Raw genomic sequence first — 15,844 nt, forward strand, 5'->3', positions numbered from 1 at the left:
AACTAAAAGCATGCTTTAAACACGATTTAGAATTCAAAAAAATATCATTACATGTCTAAGGTTAAAATAGGAACTGTTCAAATGAGCTGTGTAGCCGATAAAGCTACCAACTTGGCAAAAGCCATTGAACAAGTAAAAGTGGCAGCGGAAAAAGGGGCACAAATTATATGTTTACAGGAGTTGTTCACATCACTGTACTTTTGTGATGAAGAAAACTATGATAACTTCGTCTTGGCTGAAGCAATCCCGGGACCATCTACCGATGCATTGAGTAAAGTAGCAGCCGAATATCAGGTTGTTATCATCGCTTCACTCTTTGAAAAAAGAGCGCAGGGTCTTTACCATAACACAACCGCGGTAATCGATGCAGATGGAACCTATCTAGGCAAATACCGCAAAATGCATATTCCGGACGATCCGGGTTTCTACGAAAAATTTTACTTTACTCCCGGAGACCTCGGCTACAAAGTTTTTAAAACGAAATTTGCAAAAATAGGCATTTTAATTTGCTGGGATCAGTGGTATCCGGAGGCTGCTAGAATCACTGCGCTGATGGGTGCTGAATTACTTTTTTATCCAACGGCAATTGGTTGGGCTCTTACGCAGGATGCGGGGACCAATGAAGAACAATATAATGCGTGGCAAACGATACAACGCTCGCACGCTATAGCAAACGGCATCCCGGTGGTTTCCGTTAACCGCGTTGGAATTGAGGCGGGTGTTCGTTTTTGGGGAGGTTCTTTTATTGCCAACCCTTTCGGTGCTTTAGTTTATAAGGCCTCGCATGAAGATGAAGAGACGGTTGTAACGGAAGTCGACCTCAACCAATCTGATTATTATCGATCCCATTGGCCATTTTTGCGAGACAGAAGGATTGACAGCTACGAATCGATAACAAAAAGATTTATTGACGAAGAGTAAAATGAATTACCCTAAAGATAAAGGCTATTTTTTTCCTGCCGAATGGCATAAACATCGGGCAACATGGTTGAGCTGGCCGCATAAGGAAGCTAGCTGGCCGAGCAAAATAGACACTATATATAGCCCCTACTGCAAATTCATCAAGGCGATATCAGCAGGAGAACAGGTATGCATCAATGTCGGGAGTGAAAAGCTAAAACAAGAGGCTACAGAACAATTAGAAAAAGAAGGCGTTGATCTAAGTAAGATTTCGTTTTTTGACCACCCCACTAATGATGCTTGGTGCCGCGACCATGGGCCTGCGTTCCTGATCAACCCGCATGCAGACATACCCAAAGTCATTGTAGATTGGGGATACAATGCCTGGGGCGGCAAATATCCGCCTTTTGATTTAGACGATGTTATACCTACCCTTATTGGGAAAGCGTTAAACCTTCCCGTAGTTCATCCACAAATCGTCATGGAGGGTGGTTCAGTAGACTTTAATGGTACAGGGACCTTATTAACGACTACATCTTGTTTGTTAAACCCAAATAGAAACCCGCATCTCAATCAACATGAAATTGAAGCGTATCTCTATCAGTATTACGGTGTGGAGCAAGTCCTTTGGCTGGGAGATGGTATCGTTGGAGACGATACAGACGGACATATTGATGATATTACCCGTTTTGTGAATGATAGTACCGTTGTTACCGTAATAGAAGAAAACAAAAGTGATGAGAATTATGCTCTTTTGCAGGATAATTTAAATCTTTTGAAGGAGATGCGTTTACTCAACGGAAAACAGTTGGATATCATCGAATTGCCTATGCCCGCTCCTGTCATTCATGAAGATCAGCGCTTGCCTGCGTCCTATGCTAATTTTTATATCAGCAATGCAGCGGTTGTTGTGCCTACCTACCGTGACAAGAATGATCAAAAGGCACTGGATATCTTAGCTGATTGCTTCCCACACCATCATGTAATCGGTATTGACAGTACGGATGTAATATGGGGGCTTGGTAGCTGGCATTGCCTTAGCCAACAAGAACCGGAAGTATAACATGGCAACTAATAAATAAATAATGAAAAGGCGTCTCTTTATTAAACGATCATCGGGCTTAGTAGCAGCCATAGCTGCGACTCCTATGCTAACACAAGCCGGCATTAATAACCATATCAGTAAAAACATGAGCAAAAACAAACAGGAAGTTATTACGCACTACGTTCTTTTCTGGTTAAAAAAAGGACTATCTGAAAAAGAAATTAATGATTTCACCGGATTTTTCGAAGAACTGCGAAAAGTGCCGAATATCAAATCGCTCCACTATGGCAAAGCAGCAAATAGCACACCACGAGATGTAGTGGACAATAGCTTTACCTATAATTTATTGGTATATTTTAATTCGCTTGAAGATTTGGAGACCTATGGAACGCATCCAATTCATTTGAAAGCAATTGAACAATACAGTCAATATTGGGAAAAGGTGGTCGTACATGATTCGGTTCTTAAATAGCTTTTTATTTTTTTCGCGGATATGATAAATTTTGCGTATCTTTGTCCCTCGTGAAAATTGAAGTAAGCGGCTTCATATCCTTATCGATTTTAACCGGATTTATTCCGGCACACCCATTATTTTTTATTCATATTAAAAGTCTATCGGCCTCTAAAGGCCGTTTTTTTTGTATGGATGATCAGAAGGAAACAAAGAACATAAATCAGTATATAAAAAATGAGTAATTACACTAAACTGCCTGCAATTTTACTTTTAGAAGATGGCACAGTTTACCATGGTAAAGCTGCCGGAAAAATTGGCACCACTACCGGAGAAATCTGTTTTAATACCGGTATGACAGGTTACCAGGAAATTTTTACGGATCCTTCTTACTTTGGCCAAATCATGGTAACCACAAATGCGCACATTGGTAACTACGGAACCGCTGAGGAAGAGATCGAGTCAAATCAAATACAGATTGCAGGACTTGTTTGTAAAAATTACAGTGTGCCCTTTAGTCGTAAACTTGCAAAGGAATCAATACAGGGTTATTTCCAGGATGGAAATTTGGTTGGAATTTCGGATGTTGACACTCGCGCACTCGTAAGACATATCAGAAATAAGGGAGCCATGAATGCTATTATTTCTTCTGAAATACTAGACATTGATGCACTCAAAGCAAAACTGAAAGAAGTGCCTTCTATGGAGGGACTGGAACTTTCGACACAAGTGTCTACTAAACAAGCTTATCACTTCGGGGATGAAAATGCTCGTTACCGGGTTGCCGTACTTGATTTGGGCGTAAAGAAAAATATACTACGCAATTTTTGCGATAGAGATGTATATGTCAAAGTGTTTCCTGCTAAAACTACGTTTGCCGAAATGGAAAGCTGGACTCCTGACGGCTACTTCATTTCCAACGGTCCCGGAGACCCTGCCGCAATGCCATATGCACTGGAAACCGTTAAAGAAATACTAAAAGCCGACAAACCTATGTTTGGCATCTGCTTAGGCCATCAACTATTAGCTTTAGCTAATGGAATTAGAACAGAAAAAATGTTCAATGGTCATCGTGGCATCAACCATCCTGTCAAAAACATCATCGCGGATCGATGTGAAATCACAAGCCAAAACCACGGCTTTGGGGTCGTAGCCGATGACGTGCGTAATTCGGATACAGTTGAAATTACGCATGTTAACTTAAACGACAAATCGATTGAAGGGATTCGCGTAAAGGGGAAAAAAGCATTCTCTGTTCAGTACCACCCGGAATCGTCGCCAGGCCCACATGATTCAAGATATCTTTTTGACGATTTCACAGCCATGCTGACAGCGTAAATTAAGGTGGTTTAATTTTGTTATTAAGCTGTAAAAGAATATATTTGAAATAGAATACGCTTCGTGTAAAAAAGACACGAAGCTAGCTCAAACCCATATTAAAAAAAATTCAAAATGAGTTCAATTATTGATGTACATGCGCGGCAGATATTAGATTCGCGCGGAAACCCAACAGTAGAAGTAGATGTAACAACTGAGAACGGTTTCGTTGGACGTGCAGCTGTTCCTTCCGGCGCGTCTACGGGAATGCATGAAGCGGTAGAATTGCGCGATGGCGATAAATCAAGATATTTAGGGAAAGGGGTATTGAAAGCTGTCGAGAATGTAAATACTAAAATCGCAGAAGCTTTAAGAGGTATCGACGTTTTCGAACAAAACGCGATAGATAAAATCATGATTGAGCTGGATGGCTCTGAAAATAAAGGAAACTTAGGTGCGAACGCTATTCTAGGCGTCTCTTTAGCCGTTGCAAAAGCCGCAGCACAAGAAAGTCGTCAACCCCTATATAGATATATTGGCGGTGTGAATGCAAACACTTTACCGATCCCAATGATGAATATTATTAATGGCGGATCGCACTCCGATGCACCTATTGCATTTCAAGAGTTTATGATCATGCCTGTTGGTGCGCCCTCTTTTTCTGAAGCGCTTCGTTGGGGAGCAGAGGTCTTTCACAATCTAAAGTCGATCTTACACGATAGAGGCTTGTCAACCGCGGTAGGCGATGAAGGTGGTTTCGCTCCGACCTTTGATGGAACAGAGGATGCGATCGAGACGATTCTAAAAGCGATCGAAAAAGCCGGTTATAAACCAGGCGATCAAATTTGCTTGGCGCTTGATTGTGCTTCATCAGAATTCTATAAAGATGGTCAATATGACTACACAAAATTTGAGGGAGATAAAGGGGCCGTACGTAGCAGTGCAGAACAAGCGGACTATTTGGCACAATTAACAGAGAAATATCCTATTATTTCAATTGAAGATGGTATGGCCGAAGACGATTGGAATGGCTGGAAATTGTTAACCGAGAAAATTGGTGCAAGAGTTCAATTAGTAGGCGATGATTTATTCGTTACAAATGTAAAACGCCTTCAACAGGGAATTGACAACGATACAGCGAACTCTATTTTGGTGAAAGTAAATCAGATAGGTTCTTTAACAGAAACTATCGATGCGGTTAGCTTAGCACAAACGAATAGTTACACATCAGTTATGTCGCATCGTTCGGGCGAAACTGAAGATAACACTATTGCAGACTTAGCAGTTGCATTGAACTGTGGACAAATCAAGACAGGTTCAGCATCCCGTTCTGATCGGATGGCGAAATATAATCAATTATTACGTATTGAAGAAGAGTTAGGCAGTAATGCTAAGTTTTTAGGAAAAAGCTTCAAATTTGCTAAATAAACAACTTTTAGCAGTTAATAAAAGACCTGTAATCAAATTGATTGCAGGTCTTTTTTATTGTAAAATTTTATGCTTAGGTTTGCGAAGGAAAGGAGCACAGACATGAAACAATTAATCAACATTGCTAGAAACAAATACATCATTGCAACTATCGCATTTATCGTCTGGATGCTTTTCTTTGACCGAAATGATATCACTTCCCAGTACAAATATCAATCGCAGTTAAAAAACTTAAAGGATGAAAAAGAGTTCTATATACGGGAAACAGCCATCGTGAAAAAAGACTTGGAGGAACTTACCTCCAATCTTACAAGGCTTCAAAAATTTGCGCGAGAAAAATATTTGATGAAAAAAGACAACGAAGACATCTTTATCATTGAAAATAGCAAGCCTAGCGAATAGGCTTACTGTTTGTGCTCGTTCTCGTCACTGTACCTTTCTTACAACATACCCCCGCAAACGGAGACTACCTGACCATTTATATAAGAAGATAAATCTGAAGCTAGAAATAAGCAAGCATTTGCGACGTCTTCTGTTTCTCCTGCACGCTTTAGCGGTATATTTGCTTCCCAACCTTCTACAACTTTCGGGTCCAGTACATCGGTCATTTCTGTTCGGATAAATCCTGGAGCTATTACATTGGTTCTTATATTACGCGACCCCAATTCCTTTGCCATTGATTTGGAAAAACCAATGATTCCGGCCTTGGACGCCGCATAGTTTGCTTGCCCTGCATTTCCCTGCACACCAACTACTGAACTCATGTTTATGATAGAACCTTTTCTAGCCTTCATCATAACCTTCGAAACGGCCTTTGTTATATTAAAAACAGACTTTAAATTAACATCAATAACCTCGTCCCAATTTTCTTCTGTCATACGCATCAACAAACCATCTTTGGTTATACCGGCATTGTTCACCACAATGTCTATAGTACCAAATTCCTTCACAACATTACCTATAAGCTCCTCTGCTTCATCAAACTTGGATGCATCTGAACGATATCCTTTAACCTTCGTACCAAAGGATTGCAGCTCCTCTTCCAGCGCTTGCCCTTTTTCAACTGAAGACAGATACGTAAAAGCCACATTGGCTCCCTGTTCGGCAAACTTCTCAGCTATTTTTCTACCAATACCTTTGGACGCACCGGTCACCAATGCCGTTTTTCCTTCGAGTAATTTCATTCGTTGTATTCTTAAAATTTTAGACGCTAAAAATAAGATATTCCTGACAACTTTGGAATAAGCTGCCATTAATTTATTGTGAGACTGATTGCATGCAATCGTGAACTTGCAAAACCTAGCGAATGGCTAATATAAAATGGAGCTAGTCTAGAACAGGTATTGGGTTCTTATCTTGATCGATTGCTACGAAAGTGAAAGTTCCTTTTATAGCGATTTCGCGATGTTCTTCGTACATCTGCTCGACAAAGATTTCCACCCCTATTTTTAAACTTGTACGTCCTACTTTTTCTACTTTTCCAATGAGTTCAACAATGGTACCTGCCGGTATTGGCTTTGTAAAATCAATCCGGTCAGAGGAAACAGTGACCAATCGCTTTCTACAAAAACGTGTTCCGGTAATGAAAGCAACTTCATCCATTAAAGCCATAGCCGTTCCACCGTATAGTGTATCATAGTGATTCGTTGTATTAGGAAAAACAGCTTTAAAAATACTTGTCTCTGATTGTTTTATTTTTTCTTCCAGGGTCATTTTATAGTTCATTCGTTTCTATATATTCTTGCTTCAACGCTTGCAAGCACGCTGCGCAGAGACAATTATCGTATCGTTCACTTATATATTGTACCTCATTGACAGACAGCTCCACGGCGCTGCATTGACATTTGGAATACGAGTTTGCCCGACATTCGATCGAGGTGCCACAACGTTCACAGAGAACAATTTCATGTTTGACGAAAGTTGATTTCAAGGTTTCCAAACTTAGATAAATTGCATTTCATATGCAAGATGAATACCGTATATAAAATTGATTATTCATCATGGGAAAAATTTACCTAAAAAAGCTCCCAAGATGATTCTTAGGAGCTTTTCCATTTTTTTGAGAGACCTATATACGAATAAGCGCTTTCTGACCCTAAGAGCCGCAGGTTATGCAGCCTTCTTCCATTGAGCATACCGCTCCTGTTGGAATATCGTCCGGAACTGATTCTATTTTTGCAGGAATAACCGGTTCCATATTCTTACCTGCTTGATTTTCAACTGTAAACTTAACTGCTTGCGTAGCCGCTTGAGTGCGCAGATAATACATACCTGTCTTAAGCCCCTTTTTCCATGCATAGAAATGCATAGAGGTTAATTTCGCCGTCGTAGGTGTATTAACGAATAGATTAAGTGATTGCGACTGGCAGATAAAGGCACCTCTATCGGCAGCCATATCAATGATGTTTCTCATTTTAATCTCCCAAACAGTCTTGTACAATTCCTTGATATCTGCAGGAATTTCGTTGATGTCCTGAATAGATCCATTGGCCGCAATAATACGGTTCTTCATCTCATTATTCCACAAACCGAGCTCCACAAGATCACGTAAAAGATGTTTGTTAACAATTACAAATTCTCCACTCAATACCCGACGGGTATATATATTAGAGGTATAGGGTTCAAAACACTCATTATTACCTAATATTTGCGAAGTCGATGCTGTCGGCATCGGTGCAACCAGCAACGAATTTCTTACACCGTGTTTCTTAATTTCTTTACGTAAGCCTTCCCAGTCCCATCTACCACTATCCGGTTTAACATTCCACAAATCAAACTGGAATTTACCTTGTGAAAGTGGGGAACCTTTGAAGCTCTCGTAGGGGCCTTCTTTCACTGCCAAATCTTTCGAGGCAGTCATTGCTGCAAAGTAAATCGTCTCAAAAATATCCTTATTAAGTTGCTTCGCAGCCTCGCTTTCAAAAGGCATACGCATTAATATAAAGGTATCTGCTAATCCCTGCACGCCCAATCCGACAGGGCGGTGACGAAGATTGGAATTACGGGCCTCATCCACCGGATAATAATTATTATCAATAATACGGTTGAGATTGATGGTCACTTGGTACGTGATATCAAACAACTTTTGATGATCGAATTCACCATTATCTACATATCTCGGTAAAGCAAGAGAAGCCAGGTTACAAACAGCTACTTCATCAGCCGACGTATATTCTATAATTTCAGTACATAGATTGGAACTCTTGATGGTACCGAGATTTTGCTGATTCGATTTTCCGTTAGCCGCATCTTTATACAAGAGATAAGGGGTTCCTGTTTCAATCTGGGCATCCAAAATAGCAAACCAGAGATCCTGTGCCTTTACTATTTTCCTAGCCCTTCCTTCACGCTCATACTGCTCATATAGTTTTTCAAAAGCCTCTCCATGGCATTCTGCTAGGCCTGGAGCTTCATCAGGCGAAAACAAACTCCATTCGCCATTCTCTTCCACGCGTTTCATGAATAAATCCGGCACCCATAGGGCTAAAAATAAATCGCGTGCCCTTAATTCTTCCTTACCGTGGTTCTTCCGCAAATCGATAAAATCATAAACATCTGCGTGCCAAGGTTCAAGATATATAGCAAAGGCTCCTTTACGTTTACCACCACCTTGGTCAACGTACCGAGCGGTATCATTGAAAACACGTAACATGGGGATGATTCCATTACTTGTGCCATTCGTACCACTGATATAGGCTCCCGTAGCGCGTACGTTATGAATGCTTAATCCAATACCACCTGCACTTTGGGAAATCTTCGCTGTTTGTTTCAAGGTATCATAAATTCCCTCGATACTATCATCTTTCATAGTCAACAGGAAACAAGATGACATTTGCGGCTTCGGTGTACCCGCATTAAACAGTGTGGGTGTTGCATGCGTAAACCAACGTTCACTCAGCAAGTCGTAGGTTTTGATAACACTTTCGATATCATGTTTATGAATACCTACTGCTACACGCATAAATAAATGCTGTGGTCTTTCGGCAATTTTCCCATTCAGCTTTAACAGATACGACTTTTCCAGCGTTTTAAATCCAAAATAATCGAAACTGAAATCCCGATCGTAAATAATATGGCTGTCTAGCTCCATGGCATTCGCCTGAATCACCTCGTAAACATCATCTGCTATTAACGGAGCTGGCTTTCCTGTTTTCGGGTCGATGTAATGATAGAGCAAGCTCATCGTTTCCGAAAAAGACTTAACTGTATTTTTATGTAAGTTGGAGACGGCAATTCTAGAGGCCAATAAGGCATAATCCGGGTGTTTAGTGGTTAAAGACGCAGCTGTTTCAGCAGCCAAATTATCCAGCTCTGAAGTGGTAACCCCATCGTATAAACCCTCGATTACCTTTCGTGCAACATCAATAGGATCCACTAAATCAGGATTTAAACCGTAGCACAGCTTTTCAATTCGTGCCGTTATCTTGTCAAATTTTACGGACTCGGAACGTCCATCTCGCTTAATTACATACATATTTTTCTCCTTTATTAGCTTTTAGCTGTCAGTATTTAGAACATTTTCTTTTTTCCAGAAACCGATTTCCGACTTCCGATCGCTGATGGCTTTAATTAAAAATCCTCATCCAAAGAAAAGCTGGCTTTTCCTTTTTCTCCGGTAACGCCGCTCTTCTGATAATCTCCTACACGTTTCTCAAAGAAATTTGTTTTGCCTTGCAGGGATATAAGTTCCATAAAATCAAATGGATTAGTAGCGTTATAGTATTTGCTATTACCAAGTTCTACCAACCACCTATCGGCCACAAATTCGATATACTGCTTCATCAAATCGGCGTTCATTCCGATAAGTTTAACAGGCAAGGCATCCGTTATAAACTCTTTTTCAATTTCTACTGCATCAATAATGATCTCCTGTACGCGTTCTTTCGGAAGCTTAGCTTCCAACATACTATACAATAAGCATGCAAATTCGCAATGCAAACCTTCGTCACGTGAAATCAATTCATTACTAAATGTCAAACCAGGCATCAACCCTCTCTTTTTTAGCCAGAAAATAGCGCAAAAACTACCGGAGAAGAAAATGCCCTCCACCGCTGCAAAAGCAACTAGGCGTTCAGCAAAAGAGCCATTTTCAATCCAACGTAAAGCCCATTCCGCCTTTTTCTTAACACATTCAACCGTTTCTATGGCATGGAATAACCGATCTTTTTCAACGGGATCTTTTACATAAGTATCGATCAGTAGAGCATAAGTTTCAGAATGAATATTCTCCATCGCGATCTGAAATCCATAAAAGCTCCTAGCCTCCGGCAGTTGCACCTCGCTCATAAAATTTATGGCCAGGTTTTCGTTCACAATCCCATCACTCGCCGCAAAAAAAGCAAGAACATGCGATATAAAATGGCGCTCTCCATCATTTAGGTTTGCCCAATCCTTTAAGTCGCCGGATAAATCAATTTCTTCAGCCGTCCAGAAACTCGCTTCGTGCTTTTTGTACATATCCCAAATCGCCGGATAATTAATCGGAAGGATTACAAATCGATCTTTATTTTCTCTTAACAATACTTCATTTTCTTGGCTCATAGTTTTACGTTTTATGTATAGGCATTTATAAAAAGATAATCGTCCTCACGGCTAATCTCCTTTACCCAAAGAAACCGTCAATTAAAATTTAATAGAAACGATGATTACTTATTCAGCGGAAATCTAGTACTTGTACCGGCTTTTGAAATGCTTTTAAACCAGGGAAACAGCTTAGAAAATGGTTACAAGCCCGTGCTTTATTGGAAATTCATTAACAACATAATCGCTGACTAAGTATTTCAAAGAACATATCCTTGATCTTCTAACAAAGATAATCTTTGAAAGCTTCGAGCGTTAATCGAAGTTTTGCACAATGTGTTAGTTATTCACACACTTAAAGTGAAATGTCAATTCCAATCTTTTTGAGAAGCATAGAGGCATTGAAAATCTTACAAGCGCCTTCTTTCAACTTATAATCGAAAACCATTTCCCCCTCTATCACCTGTATATCGAAATGATAATTTTTCAAATAGCCGGGATTGGTGTCTTCTAATTTCGCTAACTGAAGATCATGAGTGGCAACCATACCAACCCCCCGGTCTTTTATTAGCTTTTCTATAACTGCTTTAGAGCCTAAATATTTGTCAACTGAATTGGTGCCTCGTAACATTTCGTCCACCAAAAAGAAAGTGTTCTTTTGCGTATTAACCACTTTTAGAATCATATCCAATCGATCTAGCTCTGCCTTAAAGGTTGAAGTACTTTCATTCAATGAATCCCGGATACGCATGTAGGTAATAATATGCATTACTGAAAGCTCTAAATGCAGCGCACAAACGGGTGCCCCGCTAAGCGCTAATACCATATTGGCGCCTACTGTTCGAAGAAAGGTGCTCTTCCCCGCCATATTAGACCCGGTGATTAAAGCCAGACGATGACCATCTAAAGAATAGTCATTTGGCACAGAACTGACCGTAGGAATGAGCGGATGTCTTAGACCTTCGGCCTGCAGGATATGAGCATCGGTTGGTATAATACGCGGATAATTCCACGAAGGATCATTAATCCTTATAAAAGCAAAACTTACCAAGGCCTCTAAGCAAGCCAATTCATCAAACAACTTTGCCATCTCATAATGATGGGTTTTACGCCAATCCAAAATGGCGAAGACTTGCCTAAAGTCCCAAAGGAAAATACCGTTCAGAAAAGTCGCTACCAGTATGTTTAAACGGTAGTCCAGTTTGTTAATCAACGATCCGAGCTCTCTAATGCTTTGTGATATGGTCTTCTCCCCTTCCTTTTGTCCTTTAGACAGCAAACCGTCTTTTAGCAAATCGGCTTGCCATCCTCGACGTTCAACGCTTTCATATACCTTTCCAAAACGTTCCAGTAAGTTTCCCATCCGACCAATACCAGCGGCGATCTGTGAAACCTTTCCGGCATAGGCCATCGTAAGCAAAATATTAAATATAAACAAAAGCAGGGCAATGTTTGAAAAAGGAGTCCCATAAAAGAACGACAAGGCAATATTTATTGACAAAATATAAGGCGCTACCTTTGTATAAAAGCGCAACAAGCTATTTCCAAAATCGGCATAGGGTTTATTCAAATAGCTGACCAGGGTATCTTTGAAATTAGATTGTTCTTTTAGGGCGAAAACTAATCGAGCTAAAAAGTTCAACCCCCAAGAAGGATCTTCTTCGAGTTCTTTCACCGCTTGCTGGCGATCTGCAATCTCTTTATCAGTTGCTGCGACAGACAACCAACGAGCTAGCATACTTCTCCCGTCTATTGTCGCAGCCCGATTTATTCTGTGATAAATTGAATTGATTCCAAAAACATCTAAATCACTGGTATATCCATGTTTATCATTAATAAATTCGGCGCCATCACTATAAATGCTCGTCGTCCCAGCTTGGCAATTCAACTCATTCTCTACTATCGTTAAATCATCTTCTGCTTCCTCCTTATCTTTGGTCAACTTACTTTGCTTCGCTACCAGCCACATAAATACAATGAGAATCAGAAAAGAAGATATAAGCGTCAACCAGACACTTTCTGATTGTACCACCTTAAATAAAACTACACCTCCTCCTAGAATTAATGCTAATCGGGCGAAAGATAGCCGATTAATAATACGATTAAAGCGCTTGATTTTATCTTGTGTCAGCTGGCGTTTTTCTTGGTAAAATGCAACAATAGGGGTATTCATAGCTTTCTAAGATAAGGCTTAAAATTGAATTACCGATAGGTGAAATAAAAAAATCCCGAACTGCAGCTAACGGTTCGGGATGTAAAAAAACCAATATCGGCTCTATGTACGTCTAGAATTTATAGGTAAAACCAGCTCCAAAAATTTGCTTAACCTGTAAACCTTTTCCTTTGTAATTCACACCGTCCCTTTCTTTTGGAACATCCGTATTATCATCATAGATCATTTGAACGCCGGCATTCACGGAAACAAATCGATTGACCTTCATGAAAATATTGAGCGTATAATCGACATCCACATTTTTTGGGTCTTCTAAATAGTTAGAGTATAAGCGTAGGATATTTTCTATGCCGATATTTTCCATGATATTTTTACGATAGTAAGCGTCAAAAGAGGCACCAAATTCAAAGCGGCTTTTTTTACCTGGATCAACTCCAAAGGCCCCTTGATCTGCAAGTTCCTGATTAGTTACAAAAACAAACCTAGGGGATGCAGGTGATAAATTGAAACGGAAATTATCCGATTCTTTATAGGCAATACCAGGGCCAAAACTCAGGTACGCAGGTGCCAATCCGGCAGAAATTAACGCTTCTCTGCTTCCATCCGCATTATAATTGTATCCATTTGCAAACTGCGAGTTGAAATTCATAAAGAAAGTATATAGCCACTTAGGCGCAGCCTGATATCCCAATAAGCTGTTTAGTAAAATACGGTCATCATTCTTCCGCCAGCCTAAATCTTTTTGTTTGGTCAAACCATATGCCGCTAAAACTTTGTTATCCCAGCTCCATTTATCTTTCTTATAGTTGAAATCATAGTTCAGCACTAAGTTGGCCGATAAGGAATTTATTCCTCCTGCAGCCCAGTTGGAAAACGTGCTCTGATTGATTAGAAATGTATTCTCACCATGAATTTTCCAAATAGAATCAGGATTTGTTTCTTGTGCATGTAGACAACATAAAAGTGACACAAAAAGAGATGTTAACAGTACGACTTTTTTCATCGGAAATGATTTTTAGGTGCGCTTAGACTGGCACCGATGGTTTAACAATTGTAAAAACGCCCGAAGCAAACGCCCCTAAGCCTTCACATTAATTAATTTTCCGCAAAATTAAAAAATAAATATATTTATTATTTATAAAAAAGGGATTTGTGTATTAATATCCTTTATTTTGTGTATTAATTTCCAATTGTACGAAATTTAACATCGTAAAAAACGGCATATAAAACGCTGCACTGCACGCAACACTTGAATACAAATGAAAATCACCTTGCTTTGTATAGGAAAAACGGATGAGTCATATCTAAATACAGGAATTGACAAATACCTGCAAAGACTTAAGCATTACATAAATTTCTCGATGACTATTATCCCTGATATTAAGAATACGAAGCATCTATCCCCTGATCAGCAAAAAGCCAAGGAAGCTGAACAAATTTCAAAACAACTGAACGCAACAGATACGATTGTCCTTTTAGACGAGAAAGGAATGGCTCCCCGGTCGATTGATTTTGCTAAGTATTTAGAAAGGCACATGTTGAATGGAACCCAGCATTTAGTCTTCATAATTGGCGGACCCTACGGCTTCGATAACAGCCTATATGTCCGTGCTCAGAAAAACAAGCTTTCTCTGTCCAACATGACTTTTTCTCACCAAATGATTCGCCTATTTTTCGTCGAGCAGTTATACAGGGCGTTTAGCATTCTTCGAGGCGAACCTTATCATCACGAGTAATTTTTTACTTTTTTATGGAATTTTTGATGAGTTTTCATCAAACAAATGAGGGAGTAGAACACTTAAGTAAAATAACCCATCACAAAGCTACCAGGTTTTCACCATTTTGTAAAGGAGGATCTCATGAAATTACCAAGCACAAGAAAATATCACTATAAGGGAATCAATACCGGTAAAGAAAGTCAAAATATGTGGATAATGATTGTAATTGGCATTGCTTTAGCCGCATTGATTATTTTCATTCTTTAATCAGCGATTACCTTTAAAACGTAACGGGGGCCTAAAAAGAACACCCCCGTTTATTGGATGCAGATCGCTATTTCGCGAGCTCTTCTCTTTCTACTTTTTTATCCTCCCCTACAGCTTCAGCATCAAGCGGAGCAGGAGCTTCTTCATCAAACAAAGGAAATCCCTTTAAAATGACAAACCAGTTAATTATTTTCTTAATATCGGAAGAGTATACACGTTCTTCATCGTGATCCGGCGCAACTTCATTAAAAAACGCACGCAACTTGTCACCGCTATCTTTCTTTGCATCCGGCAACGACGATAGACCTTTCATTTTTTCAAAAATGTCGATAAGTTTAATATCGTCTTCCGTTCCAAAAATGGTTATATCTTCCAAGGAAGCCATTTTTGCAGTTGATATATTAACAACAATCTTCACACGTTTTTCATCCAGGCTTTCCAAAATGAAACCTGTTTTGTTTTGTCCTATCAGCTTAAATAAACCCGGACGTCCTGTGACGGAAACTATTCCTCTTAAATTCATCTATATCCCTTTTTAAAACGTTTACAATATCACTTATTCCTCAATGACTTCTACACTTAAAATTTTGTCTCCCTGACGGATGTCATCAATAACATCGACATTTTCGACAACCTTGCCAAAGCAGGTATGATTGCGATCCAGGTGAGCGGTATTATTTCTGCTATGACAAATAAAAAATTGCGATCCACCTGTATTTCTACCGCGATGAGCCATCGATAATACACCGCGATCGTGGTATTGATTCTCTCCATCTAATTCACAGTCGATCGTATATCCCGGCCCCCCTGCTCCCGTACCGGTTGGGTCTCCTCCCTGAATCACAAAATCAGGAATCACCCGATGAAATACCGTACCATCATAAAAGCCGGATTTCGCGAGTTTAATAAAATTTGCCACATGTCCAGGTGCATCTTTATCATAAAATTGCACCGTCATATCACCTTTCTCAGTTTTTATAATTGCTTTACTCATATCAGTATTATTAAATGGCAAAGGTAATCAT

The 15,844-nt window shown here is 39.8% G+C and carries 16 protein-coding genes; 7 read left to right on the forward strand and 9 right to left on the reverse strand.

Going from position 1 to position 15,844, the window contains the following annotated elements; translation table 11 throughout:
- Window positions 1–51 precede the first annotated feature (51 nt).
- The 6 genes from FKG96_RS25250 (at window position 52) to FKG96_RS25275 (ending at window position 5,543) form a co-directional block, all read left to right on the forward strand.
- The gene (locus tag FKG96_RS25250) at window positions 52–921 is read left to right on the forward strand and encodes a carbon-nitrogen hydrolase (protein WP_013663644.1); all 870 of its coding nucleotides are present in this window, start codon (window positions 52–54) and stop codon (window positions 919–921) included.
- 1 nt (window position 922) lies between these two features.
- Entirely contained in the window at window positions 923–1,963 is a 1,041-nt protein-coding gene (locus FKG96_RS25255; RefSeq protein ID WP_130857887.1) for an agmatine/peptidylarginine deiminase, read from the forward strand.
- A gap of 22 nt (window positions 1,964–1,985) precedes the next feature.
- Window positions 1,986–2,417: a Dabb family protein gene (locus FKG96_RS25260; RefSeq protein ID WP_013663646.1), complete on the forward strand. Its 432-nt coding sequence runs from the start codon at window positions 1,986–1,988 to the stop codon at window positions 2,415–2,417.
- Window positions 2,418–2,633: 216 nt separating this feature from the next.
- Window positions 2,634–3,734 carry a glutamine-hydrolyzing carbamoyl-phosphate synthase small subunit gene (gene carA / locus FKG96_RS25265; RefSeq protein ID WP_013663647.1) on the forward strand — a complete coding sequence of 367 codons (1,101 nt, stop codon included), beginning with the start codon at window positions 2,634–2,636 and terminating at the stop codon, window positions 3,732–3,734.
- Between the two features lie 114 nt (window positions 3,735–3,848).
- Entirely contained in the window at window positions 3,849–5,141 is a 1,293-nt protein-coding gene (gene eno, locus FKG96_RS25270; RefSeq protein WP_013663648.1) for a phosphopyruvate hydratase, read from the forward strand.
- Window positions 5,142–5,243: 102 nt separating this feature from the next.
- A complete protein-coding gene (locus FKG96_RS25275; protein WP_041387025.1) occupies window positions 5,244–5,543 on the forward strand; it encodes a septum formation initiator family protein in 300 nt (99 codons plus the stop codon).
- Between the two features lie 38 nt (window positions 5,544–5,581).
- Here the strand turns inward: FKG96_RS25275 and fabG are convergent, their stop codons facing one another.
- From fabG to FKG96_RS25310, 7 genes are all read right to left on the reverse strand, one after another.
- Window positions 5,582–6,325 carry a 3-oxoacyl-[acyl-carrier-protein] reductase gene (gene fabG, locus FKG96_RS25280; RefSeq protein WP_130857885.1) on the reverse strand — a complete coding sequence of 248 codons (744 nt, stop codon included), beginning with the start codon at window positions 6,323–6,325 and terminating at the stop codon, window positions 5,582–5,584.
- A gap of 142 nt (window positions 6,326–6,467) precedes the next feature.
- Entirely contained in the window at window positions 6,468–6,854 is a 387-nt protein-coding gene (locus tag FKG96_RS25285; protein ID WP_041387838.1) for an acyl-CoA thioesterase, read from the reverse strand.
- A 1-nt stretch (window position 6,855) separates the two neighbouring features.
- Entirely contained in the window at window positions 6,856–7,080 is a 225-nt protein-coding gene (locus FKG96_RS25290; protein ID WP_083812267.1) for a cysteine-rich CWC family protein, read from the reverse strand.
- A gap of 156 nt (window positions 7,081–7,236) precedes the next feature.
- On the reverse strand, window positions 7,237–9,615 hold the full coding sequence (locus FKG96_RS25295) for a ribonucleoside-diphosphate reductase subunit alpha (protein ID WP_013663652.1): 2,379 nt from the start codon (window positions 9,613–9,615) through the stop codon (window positions 7,237–7,239).
- A gap of 95 nt (window positions 9,616–9,710) precedes the next feature.
- Window positions 9,711–10,682, reverse strand: coding sequence for a ribonucleoside-diphosphate reductase small subunit (locus FKG96_RS25300; protein ID WP_013663653.1), 972 nt, complete (start codon window positions 10,680–10,682; stop codon window positions 9,711–9,713).
- 334 nt (window positions 10,683–11,016) lie between these two features.
- Window positions 11,017–12,834 carry a DNA mismatch repair protein MutS gene (locus FKG96_RS25305; RefSeq protein WP_130857883.1) on the reverse strand — a complete coding sequence of 606 codons (1,818 nt, stop codon included), beginning with the start codon at window positions 12,832–12,834 and terminating at the stop codon, window positions 11,017–11,019.
- A gap of 112 nt (window positions 12,835–12,946) precedes the next feature.
- Window positions 12,947–13,837 carry a DUF3078 domain-containing protein gene (locus tag FKG96_RS25310; RefSeq protein ID WP_130857882.1) on the reverse strand — a complete coding sequence of 297 codons (891 nt, stop codon included), beginning with the start codon at window positions 13,835–13,837 and terminating at the stop codon, window positions 12,947–12,949.
- 256 nt (window positions 13,838–14,093) lie between these two features.
- On the opposite strand from FKG96_RS25310, the gene rlmH reads away from it, so the two are divergent.
- Window positions 14,094–14,570, forward strand: a complete 477-nt coding sequence (rlmH, locus tag FKG96_RS25315; protein ID WP_013663657.1) for a 23S rRNA (pseudouridine(1915)-N(3))-methyltransferase RlmH — start codon at window positions 14,094–14,096, stop codon at window positions 14,568–14,570.
- A 316-nt stretch (window positions 14,571–14,886) separates the two neighbouring features.
- Here rlmH and FKG96_RS25325 read toward each other — a convergent pair whose 3' ends face one another.
- Window positions 14,887–15,342 (reverse strand): DUF5606 domain-containing protein, encoded by a 456-nt coding sequence (locus FKG96_RS25325; RefSeq protein ID WP_130857881.1) that lies wholly within the window; start codon window positions 15,340–15,342, stop codon window positions 14,887–14,889.
- A 33-nt stretch (window positions 15,343–15,375) separates the two neighbouring features.
- On the reverse strand, window positions 15,376–15,813 hold the full coding sequence (locus tag FKG96_RS25330; protein WP_013663660.1) for a peptidylprolyl isomerase: 438 nt from the start codon (window positions 15,811–15,813) through the stop codon (window positions 15,376–15,378).
- Between the last annotated feature and the right edge of the window lie 31 nt (window positions 15,814–15,844).

This window comes from Olivibacter sp. LS-1 (assembly GCF_008245145.1).
GTDB classification, from domain to species: Bacteria; Bacteroidota; Bacteroidia; order Sphingobacteriales; family Sphingobacteriaceae; genus Olivibacter; species Olivibacter oleidegradans.